The 8,732-nt window shown below is 64.5% G+C and carries 11 protein-coding genes; 4 read left to right on the plus strand and 7 right to left on the minus strand.

Annotation, left to right across the window (positions count from 1 at the left end):
- The 4 genes from EN914_RS14495 to EN914_RS14510 form a co-directional block, all read right to left on the minus strand.
- Window positions 1-498: HupE/UreJ family protein (locus tag EN914_RS14495; RefSeq protein WP_164778741.1), on the minus strand; the 498-nt coding region annotated here is incomplete at its 3' end.
- Between the two features lie 33 nt (window positions 499-531).
- Window positions 532-786, minus strand: coding sequence for a DUF1272 domain-containing protein (locus EN914_RS14500; RefSeq protein ID WP_013528396.1), 255 nt, complete (start codon window positions 784-786; stop codon window positions 532-534).
- A gap of 10 nt (window positions 787-796) precedes the next feature.
- Window positions 797-1,099, minus strand: coding sequence for an urease subunit gamma (locus EN914_RS14505; protein WP_013528395.1), 303 nt, complete (start codon window positions 1,097-1,099; stop codon window positions 797-799).
- 28 nt (window positions 1,100-1,127) lie between these two features.
- Complete coding sequence (locus tag EN914_RS14510) at window positions 1,128-1,961, minus strand: urease accessory protein UreD (RefSeq protein WP_024502033.1); 834 nt, start codon at window positions 1,959-1,961, stop codon at window positions 1,128-1,130.
- Window positions 1,962-2,176: 215 nt separating this feature from the next.
- On the opposite strand from EN914_RS14510, the gene EN914_RS14515 reads away from it, so the two are divergent.
- The 4 genes from EN914_RS14515 (at window position 2,177) to EN914_RS38305 (ending at window position 4,927) form a co-directional block, all read left to right on the plus strand.
- Window positions 2,177-2,431, plus strand: a complete 255-nt coding sequence (locus tag EN914_RS14515) for an acyl carrier protein (protein ID WP_013528393.1) — start codon at window positions 2,177-2,179, stop codon at window positions 2,429-2,431.
- 5 nt (window positions 2,432-2,436) lie between these two features.
- Window positions 2,437-3,645 (plus strand): beta-ketoacyl synthase, encoded by a 1,209-nt coding sequence (locus tag EN914_RS14520; protein ID WP_024502032.1) that lies wholly within the window; start codon window positions 2,437-2,439, stop codon window positions 3,643-3,645.
- A 163-nt stretch (window positions 3,646-3,808) separates the two neighbouring features.
- A complete protein-coding gene (locus tag EN914_RS14525; RefSeq protein ID WP_024502031.1) occupies window positions 3,809-4,513 on the plus strand; it encodes a glutathione S-transferase N-terminal domain-containing protein in 705 nt (234 codons plus the stop codon).
- A gap of 105 nt (window positions 4,514-4,618) precedes the next feature.
- Window positions 4,619-4,927 (plus strand): hypothetical protein, encoded by a 309-nt coding sequence (locus tag EN914_RS38305; RefSeq protein ID WP_164752754.1) that lies wholly within the window; start codon window positions 4,619-4,621, stop codon window positions 4,925-4,927.
- 42 nt (window positions 4,928-4,969) lie between these two features.
- Here EN914_RS38305 and EN914_RS14535 read toward each other — a convergent pair whose 3' ends face one another.
- From EN914_RS14535 to EN914_RS14545, 3 genes are all read right to left on the minus strand, one after another.
- The gene (locus tag EN914_RS14535) at window positions 4,970-5,590 is read right to left on the minus strand and encodes a nucleoside triphosphate hydrolase (protein ID WP_013528389.1); all 621 of its coding nucleotides are present in this window, start codon (window positions 5,588-5,590) and stop codon (window positions 4,970-4,972) included.
- Window positions 5,591-5,700: 110 nt separating this feature from the next.
- Window positions 5,701-6,801, minus strand: a complete 1,101-nt coding sequence (locus tag EN914_RS14540) for a hypothetical protein (protein WP_024502029.1) — start codon at window positions 6,799-6,801, stop codon at window positions 5,701-5,703.
- 119 nt (window positions 6,802-6,920) lie between these two features.
- On the minus strand, window positions 6,921-8,732 hold a 1,812-nt coding region (locus EN914_RS14545; RefSeq protein WP_245497819.1), incomplete at its 5' end, for a methyl-accepting chemotaxis protein.

Raw genomic sequence — 8,732 nt, forward strand, 5'->3', positions numbered from 1 at the left:
GAGACCGGTGGCGATGCCGGTGGCATGCAGCAACGGCGTGGCGATGGCAAAGCCGGCCATGTATTCAAGCCCGCCGGCATTCTCCGGCACCTCGGTGCCATGCGCGTGGCCGTGGAAAAGTGCGAACAGGCCGATGATGGCGACGCCGGCCGAGACCGGCAGATCGATCGCCAGCGCCACCAGCAGTCCGAGTGTCACGACCGATGCCAGTATGCCCGGTTCGACGAAGGGCAGCGGCATATGCAGCATGCCCAGCGCGCCGCCGACCACCATGACGCCGACAAAGGCAGCCGGCCAGGCAAGAACCGCCTTGCCGCCCTTGAGCGCCGCCCACAGCCCGACCGCGATCATCACCGTCATGTGATCGAGGCCGGAGAGCGGGTGCATGAAGCCGGCCGTGAAGGAGGAGGTGGTACCCAGGCCGACATGGGCATAGGCCGGCAGGGCGGCGGCCAGCAGCAGGATCGCCGACAGGCAGAGGCGTTTGGCGGATATCATTCTGTTTGCCTTTCGTTTTGCTCGGTCTGGTGTTCACGCCGCCTTGCGGGGGCCGCAGCCTTCGGCCTTGAGAACGCGTTTGGCTGACGCCGGATATTTCTTCAGCATCGCTGCCGGGCGGATCGGCCGCGCCGAAAAACCACCGCCGCAATTGGGGCAGATGCCGCCCAACACCTGTTCCACGCATCCGGCGCAAAAGGTGCACTCGAAGGTGCAGATCAGCGCATCCGTCGCCTCGGGCGGCAGGTCCTTGTCGCAGCATTCGCAGTTGGGACGCAGCTCCAGCATCCTGTCCTCCTCAACGGATCGGTTCGTGCACGGTCACCAGCTTGGTGCCGTCGGGAAACGTCGCCTCGACCTGCACGTCATGGATCATCTCGGCGATGCCTTCCATGACTTGCGCGCGGCTGACGACATGAGCGCCGGCTTCCATCAGTTCGGCGACCGGACGGCCGTCGCGGGCGCCTTCGACGACGAAATCGGTGATCAGCGCAATCGCTTCCGGATGGTTGAGCTTGACGCCGCGTTCGAGCCGCTTGCGCGCCACCATCGCCGCCATGGCGATCAGCAGCTTGTCCTTTTCCCTCGGCGTCAGGTTCATGCGTTTCCCTGGATTGGTAGAGGCAGGCCTATAGTGACCATAATTTGGGCAACCCCGCCCTTCCGTTGAGCAATTCGACGAGTGGAACCAGCCGCTGGCGCAGCCGGTAGCCATCCCCGGCGTAGAGCCTCGCAAGAAGCTTGCCAGATTTCTTCACGCGCCAGGCGCTGGCGCTGCCCTGGTCGCCGACGATCTCCAGAACCGGATCGAGCAGGGCTTCGGCGCGTGGCGATACCAGAAGCAATGTCGCCACCGCGATCGCGCCGCCGGCAACCGCCGGGCGATCGAGCGTTGCGGCGATATCGGGTCCGATGCGGAAATCCTCGGCATGAACGAGGGCGCCATCCTGACGCACACGCCAGCGGTCATGGAAGTTGCCCTGCGTGGCGCGTTCGCCCATCGCCAGGCGGCCGAAGACGGCGGCTTCCAGCACCAGCGCCTCGGCGCCGACGGCAAGCTCGACATTGAGCGTACGGGCAAAGGCCGCCCTGTCGAAGACGATGGTTTCCTGCGGCAGCCAGGCGATGCGACCGTTTTCCCCGACCGACAAATTGACCCGCACTTCGGCATGGTCGGATGACGCCCGGTAGATCTTCTCGCAGGCCTGCGTGGTGATCGATGCCGAAGCGGCCGCGCCGACATCCACGTCCCAGGCGATACGGTCGCCGCCCGTCATTCCGCCGGCGGTGTTGATCAGCACCGCTTCGAGCGGATCGGCCGAGACGGCCGGCATTCTTATCTTGGCGGCGCCGTCCTGATAGAGGCGCCGCAGGCGCGTGCGGCCCTCGCTGAGCGCGCAGGAAAGCCGCGCCACGCCCGCAACGCGCTGCGTCGAAATCCCGCCATGTTCGCCCATATCCATGCCTGCACGTTAAGCACTCCGGCGGCTTTGTCGATATGGAGTTCGATATAGCTTGTTGCTTGACAACGTTTCGGTTTCTATAGAGGGAACCACCTTGGTACGGTCATGCTGCGCTTGGCGGGGGTATTAAACGACGACGGCGGCTTGATACCAGGAGAAAAAGGGGCGCTGCTCAGTCGGCGTCGGGAAACGCGAGATAGTGGGGAAGGAACCGAATGGCCGACCAGCTGGCAACGGATATCATCGCGAAGATCAAGGCTCATGCCGAGCCGGGCGGCGAAGAAATCACCACCACCACCGAATTGACCTCGCTTGGCATCCATTCGCTCGAGCTGACGGAGATTATCTTCGATCTTGAGGAAGAGTATGGCATCGAGATCGAGATGAACACGGTCGACGCCTGGAGCAATCTGAAGAACGTCGGCGACATGGTCGAAGCTGTGCGCGCGCTGATCGCGAAAAAAGCCTGAACTGAATGCGGCAGCGCGTTGTCATCACCGGCATGGGCGGCATTTGCGGGCTCGGCACCAGCGCGCCCGCGATCTGGAACGAGATGCGCGCCGGCCGCTCGGCCATCGGCCAGATCACAAGTCCCCAACTGCATGATCTGAAGGTCAAGGTCGGCTGCGAAATCAAGACGCTTCCCGATCACGGCATCGACCGCAAGCAGACCGTGTCGATGGACCGCTTCAGCCTGCTGGCGACGATCGCAGCCAGGGAAGCCATGCAGCAGGCCGGCCTGGCTTCGAATGAAGCCACCACCTATCGGATGGGCACCGTCGTCGGTGTCGGCGTCTGCGGCTGGGAGGCGATCGAAGAGAGCTATCGCGCCATCCTGGTCGAGGGCAAGAACCGCGCCGGTATCTTCACCGTGCCAAAGGTCATGCCAAGTGCTGCCTCCGGCCATGTCAGCATGAATCTGGGCTTGCGCGGCCCGGTCTTCGGCGTCACCTCGGCCTGTTCCTCATCCAACCACGCCATCGCCTCGGCCGTCGATCAGATCAGGCTTGGCCGCGCCGATGTGATGGTCGCCGGCGGCACCGACGCGCCGCTGGTCTGGGGCATCCTGAAGGGCTGGGAAGCATTGCGCGTGCTGGCGCCCGACACCTGCCGGCCATTCTCGGCCGACCGCCAGGGACTGTCGCTCGGCGAGGGCGCCGGCATGGCGGTCCTGGAAACGTACGAGCACGCCATGGCGCGCGGCGCCACCATCCTTGCCGAGGTCGCCGGCGCCGGCCTTTCCGCCGACGCCTCCGACATTGTCGCTCCGACCGTCGAAGGGCCGACGGCGGCCATGCGCGCCTGCCTCGCCGATGCCGGTTTCAATCCCGAGGATGTCGACTACCTCAATGCCCATGGCACCGGCACCAAGGCCAACGACCAGATCGAGACGGCAGCGATCAAGCGCGTCTTCGGCGACCATGCCTACAAGCTTTCGGTGTCGTCGACCAAGTCGATGCACGCCCATTGCCTCGGCGCATCGGGTGCGCTGGAGATGATCGCCTGCGTGATGGCGATCCGCGAAGGCATCGTGCCGCCGACGGCCAATTTTCGTGAGGCCGATCCCGATTGCGACCTCGACGTCACGCCGAATGTGCCGCGCGAGCGCAAGGTGCGCGCCGCGATCAGCAACGGCTTCGCGTTCGGCGGCACCAATGCCGTGCTGGCCTTCAAGGCTGTCTGATCTAAGGGGCAGGCGGATCTGCCCCAGGCCGGCCATTCCGTTGACTGTCCGTGCACGATGAAACCCTTCGCCGCCATATTGATCGTGCCGTGCGCCGCGTCTAATCCTTGGCCGACCCGCCAAAACCGCGCCGCTCGGCGCGAATCCTCATCCAGGAGTTTCCATGGCAGACCTGTCCGCCTTTCCGATCGCAACGCGTTGGCCGGCCAAGCATCCGGACCAGCTCCAGCTCTATTCGGCGACAACGCCGAACGGGGTGAAGATATCGATCGCCCTGGAGGAACTCGGCCTTGCTTACGAGCCGCATTGGGTCAACATCGGCCAGAACGAAAGCTGGACACCGGAATTCCTGTCGCTCAATCCCAACGGCAAGATACCGGCGATCATCGATCCCAACGGCCCGGACGGCCAGCCGATCGGCCTGTTCGAATCCGGCGCCATCCTGCTCTACCTTGCTGAAAAGACCGGCCTGCTCATGCCCATTGATGGCGCGCGCCGCTACGAGACCATCCAGTGGGTGTTCTTCCAGATGGCCTCGGTCGGGCCGATGTTCGGCCAGGTCGGCTTCTTCCACAAATTCGCTGGCCGCGAGATCGCCGACAAACGCCCTCTGGAGCGCTATCGCGACGAGTCAAAGCGACTGCTCGGCGTGCTCGACGGCCGGCTGAAAGGGCGCAAGTGGATCATGGGCAATGACTACACCATCGCCGACATCTCGCTGCTCGGTTGGGTGCGCAACCTGATCGGATTCTACGAAGCGCGCGAACTCGTCGGCTTTGACGATTTCGCCCATCTGGGAATATGGCTGGAGCGCGGCCTGGCGCGGCCGGCGGTGCAAAAAGGCCTGACCATCCCGGCCAAGGGATAGCAAAACCAGCCTCCGAAGCGCGGCTATTTCGCCTTCGCTTTGGCTTTCGAACCGCCTTTGCCCATGACGGAAGCAGCGAGCGACGCAGCACCTCGGGCGGCGACCATGACCGCGCCGGCAGCGACGTTGGCCGTGGCCTTGGCCGTGCGCATCGCACTGCCGCCTAAGAAGTCGCTGGAACTCGCGGGCTTCTTCGGCTTTGCGGCTTTTGGCGCGGCTTTCGCTGCGGCCGGCACCACTTTCTTCGGCGCTGCCTTGCCGAAAGCCGGCTTGGCGTCCTTTGAACGGGCTGTCATCGCCGGGCCGGCGCCGATTTTGGATTGGGTCGCCTTACCCTTGGCGGGCGCAGGCTTTTTTGCCTTGGTTGCCATTGGACCGAATCCCTCTTTTGGCACAATTGTCGTGTCGGGATAACGGCCTGAAAGTCTTAAGGTTCCCCTTGCACAATCCGTCGAATCAAGCGGAAAGGCCGATCACCAGATCGGCGGCACTGCGCCGCGCGAGCACGCGCTCGATGTTGGGCAGGTCGTTGGAAGCGATCCAGGCGCGCGCATCTTCATCGGAGCGGCCATGCTCGTGCCAGCGCTCCATCAGGCGGCGCTCGAGCTCGTTGCGCGGCACGTCGACGAAGATCGAGAAATCGAACAGCGGCGCCAGCCGCGACCACGGCTCTTCGTCGAGCAGCAGGTAATTGCCTTCGACCAGGATGAACTTGGTTTCTGTGGCGACGATCGAGGCTGCGGCGCGCGACAGTTCCATGCTGCGGTCGAAGACCGGAATGGCGATGTCGGGTTCACCGGCACGGATACGCTTCAGCAAGGCCTCAAAACCGGCAAAGTCGAAGGTTTCCGGCGCGCCCTTGCGCGCGCGCAGACCGCGCCGCTCGAGCACGGCGTCGTCATAGTGGAAGCCGTCCATCGGTACGACCTCCGCTGCACCTTCGGGCAGCAGTTCATGCAGCCTTGCCGACAGCGTCGACTTGCCGGCGCCCGGTGGACCGGCAATGGCGACGATGAAGCGGTTTGCCTTGCCGGCACGCTTGAAGATGGTGGCGGCGAGATGGGCGATTTCGGACATGAGAGCCTCTCTGGCAGAGCTTCAGATCCACCATGTTCCGCATGATGATTTCGGCCACATCTTGGCGACAGTTCACGGAAATTTCAAACCCTGCGGCCGCGCAATCACACCTACGAGGCCAGCGGCTGGCCAATGCGCAGGAAATCGCTGTCGAAGGGAACCTCCCGCGTCGAACCACCGGCTTGCAGCCGCATGCGGCCATCCGCCGTCGTGACGTCCCGCGGCGGCTCGCCGCCCGACAGCGGCAGGACGCCGATGACGTGGCGAAAGGACACGCTTTGGCGTTCGCCCAGCGCAAAAGCGGTCGCCACCCCTTCGCGCTTCAGCCAGTTGTCGCCGATCGAGGCGGCATGGCCGACGGCAGCGCGGCCATCCTCGATGCCGAGCACGCCAAGGTGGCGGCCGCTCCATGGGGCGTAGTCGCGCCCGCCATTGCTGAACCACAGCATGGTGATTGGCAGTTCGGCCGGGTTCTTCAGCACCAGCACCAGATCGTCCTCGGCCTGTCGTGCAAGCGCGGTCCATCCCGGCCCGCCATGGTCGGCTTCGACCAGCGTGATGAAATCCTCGCGGCGGTCATCCATGCGGTATTCCGTCAGGTCGAGCGTGCCGCCGCCGGCGGCGGGAAAATGACCGAGATCGGTGGAGCGAGCCGGATAGGCGAGCATGAAGCGGCCGCGTGCGGGATCGGGCTCCAGCGGATCGTCCAGCGTCGCGGCAAAACGTTTGGGCGAAAAGGCCAGCCTGCCGCCGCCGGTCATGGCCGTCATCGGGTGATGGGCGACCGGGATGGCACCATGACCGCCGGAAAATACATGCTCCTGGTAGAGGAAGGGATGGCCGTCGCGCAGCGTCAGGATCTTGTCGACCGAAGCGCCCATCACCTCGTGCCGCAAGCGGTAGACGGCGCGCCAGCCATCGTCGGTCGCGACACTTTCGACGACATCCCAGGCGCTGTTGGCCGTCCAGCCATGCAGCGGCGCTTCCTCGACATCGCTGCGCGAAAACGGCGCGCAGAGGAAATCGCCGGACAGCCGAACCGTGCCTTCCGGCAGGTCTTTCGGCAGCGTCTCGTTCGCATCGACCCAGGGCGCGCGATGCAGCGGCTTCAGCTGCCGCCCACCGCCCTCGACGACCATGTCGGCGATGTGGCCGACCGTGAGGTCGAGCGAAACCGAAATGCCTCTGGCCTTGATGGTGTGGATGGTCATTTGCGCTGTCACCGATTCTGAAGGCACAAACAGAACCCGTTCGGCGGCGGTTGCGCAAGCACTGCGACAGGGCATTTTTGCATCGCGCACCTTCACCTTCCCCACAAGGGGAGGGTGAGCTACTGTCGCTTGTATTCCCGCACCGGCGACTTGGTGTCGTCGGTGTAGGTAACCTGCACCGACATCGATTTCACGCTGTCGGCGACCTTGAAATAGGGCTGGTAGTCGTAGGGGATGGCGTAGGGGTCCTTCTTGTCGCAAGGCGGCATCTTGATCTCCTTGTCGAGGGCCGCGCCGTTCAGGCTGTAATGCACCTGTTTGATGGCGCAGCGGTAGGACAGCATCTGGGTGAAATAGACCAGGCCGTGGTTGCCGCTGGCATCGAAGGCGATCCACGAGGTCCAGAACTGGTCGAGGATCTGCTTGTTGCCTTGCTGAAGCGCTGTCTCGGGGTCGAAGCGGATGTCGAACGGGCCGGTCTCGCGGCCCCTGATGTCGAGATATTTGATCGCAATGATCCCCGCCACCGTGCTGTCGGGCATCTCGAAGCTCGGATTGGCCATCGGCTTGCCGGTCGTCTGGTCGTTCATGGCCAGGAAACCGGTGTCGGTGAACGGACCGCTGTCGCCCATGCGCCAGGAGATGGCGGTCGCCGGCTCGGGCAGCGAGATGGTCATCGACCAGCCCTGGTTGGAGCGCATCGGCGTCAGCGAAGGCACGAAGCGGGCGGGGTCGAGCACGTCGCCAAGCGCCGCCAGCCGGCTGCGGCTGCGGTCCAGCCAGTCGGCCAACTGCGTCTGGTCGACGAAATATTTGAGCAACCCGCCATCCTTTTCGTAGGACGTGAACTTGGTCAGCGCCTTGGCCTCGTTGCGCTTGTCGGCCAGCGTCTGGGCGCCGAGGCGGTCTTCGGAAAACTCCTGCGCCAACAGGAAATAGGCCGGCGCGAAATCTGGATTGGCTGATATGAAGGCGTTGAGCTTGTCGAGGCGCTGGGCGTCGTCGAACTGCTGGATATGCACGAGCTTGATCGACAGCGCCTTGCCCTTGTCGGCAAGCGCGCCGAACACCTCGCGGGCGCCGGCCTTGCCATCCTGCACCCGAAGCAGCGTGGCAAAGCGCGTATAGGGGTCGATGGCGTCGACGTCGAAGCCGGCAAAAGCGAGGTAGGAGCGCCGCGCATTCAGCATGTCGCCGGACAGCTCGTAGACGCGGGCATTGTGGTAGAACTCGTCCGGCCGCTTCGGCTCGGCGATCGCCCCGCCCTGCGCGGCCAAGGCGGCAAAGCCCTTGGCGATGATGTCGATCGAGGCGGCGATCTGCACGGTCGTCGCTTGCAGCTTCTCGGTCTGGGCCTGCTGCTGCGCCTGGCCGGCGACCAGCGTCTCGGTCTCCTTCTTCACCTCGTCGGTGGTCTTCTGCACTTCCGCCGTCTGCTCAGTCTGCTGCTGCTGGACGGACACGATCTCGTCGGTCTTTTTCGCCACCGTGTCGGTCGACTGCTTGACCGCCTCCACCGTCTTTTGCGTCTGCGTGACGGTCTGCTCGATCTTCGCAACTTTCTCGGTAACGATGCCCATCGACTGCTGCAGCCCGGCAACGGCCGGCACCAGGCTGGCGATCACCCCGTGCTGGGCGTTGGTCTGCTGCTGCAGGCCGTAGACGCCGCCGGCGACGGCCGCCGCACTGGTGGCGAAGATCAAGGCCGGCAGCGCCTTGGCCGCCAGCACCAGCCGGAGCACGATGGCAATGGCGATGATGATTGCGGCCACCGCGGCGACCAGCGCGACATAGGCGGCGAACGGCGCCAGCGGATTGAGGATGTCGGATACGGCACCCCCGACAAAGGCGACGCTGCCGGCCCATTTGCCGGTGCGGCTGAGTGATGCCCTGATAAGCGAGGGCGCAGCGCCCCCGGCCCCGATGTTCGT

Source organism: Mesorhizobium sp. M7A.F.Ca.CA.001.08.2.1, assembly GCF_003998455.1.
GTDB classification, from domain to species: domain Bacteria; phylum Pseudomonadota; class Alphaproteobacteria; order Rhizobiales; family Rhizobiaceae; genus Mesorhizobium; species Mesorhizobium ciceri.

Excerpts from the sequence above, each read along its gene's own strand:
- EN914_RS14505 (WP_013528395.1), bottom strand. The coding sequence starts at position 1,099 with ATGAACCTGACGCCGAGGGAAAAGGACAAGCTGCTGATCGCCATGGCG.
- EN914_RS38305 (WP_164752754.1), top strand. The coding sequence starts at position 4,619 with ATGACCGCGCCGGCAGCGACGTTGGCCGTGGCCTTGGCCGTGCGCATC.
- EN914_RS14500 (WP_013528396.1), bottom strand. The coding sequence starts at position 786 with ATGCTGGAGCTGCGTCCCAACTGCGAATGCTGCGACAAGGACCTGCCG.
- EN914_RS14515 (WP_013528393.1), top strand. The coding sequence starts at position 2,177 with ATGGCCGACCAGCTGGCAACGGATATCATCGCGAAGATCAAGGCTCAT.
- EN914_RS14540 (WP_024502029.1), bottom strand. The coding sequence starts at position 6,801 with ATGACCATCCACACCATCAAGGCCAGAGGCATTTCGGTTTCGCTCGAC.
- EN914_RS14520 (WP_024502032.1), top strand. The coding sequence starts at position 2,437 with ATGCGGCAGCGCGTTGTCATCACCGGCATGGGCGGCATTTGCGGGCTC.
- EN914_RS14525 (WP_024502031.1), top strand. The coding sequence starts at position 3,809 with ATGGCAGACCTGTCCGCCTTTCCGATCGCAACGCGTTGGCCGGCCAAG.
- EN914_RS14535 (WP_013528389.1), bottom strand. The coding sequence starts at position 5,590 with ATGTCCGAAATCGCCCATCTCGCCGCCACCATCTTCAAGCGTGCCGGC.
- EN914_RS14510 (WP_024502033.1), bottom strand. The coding sequence starts at position 1,961 with ATGGATATGGGCGAACATGGCGGGATTTCGACGCAGCGCGTTGCGGGC.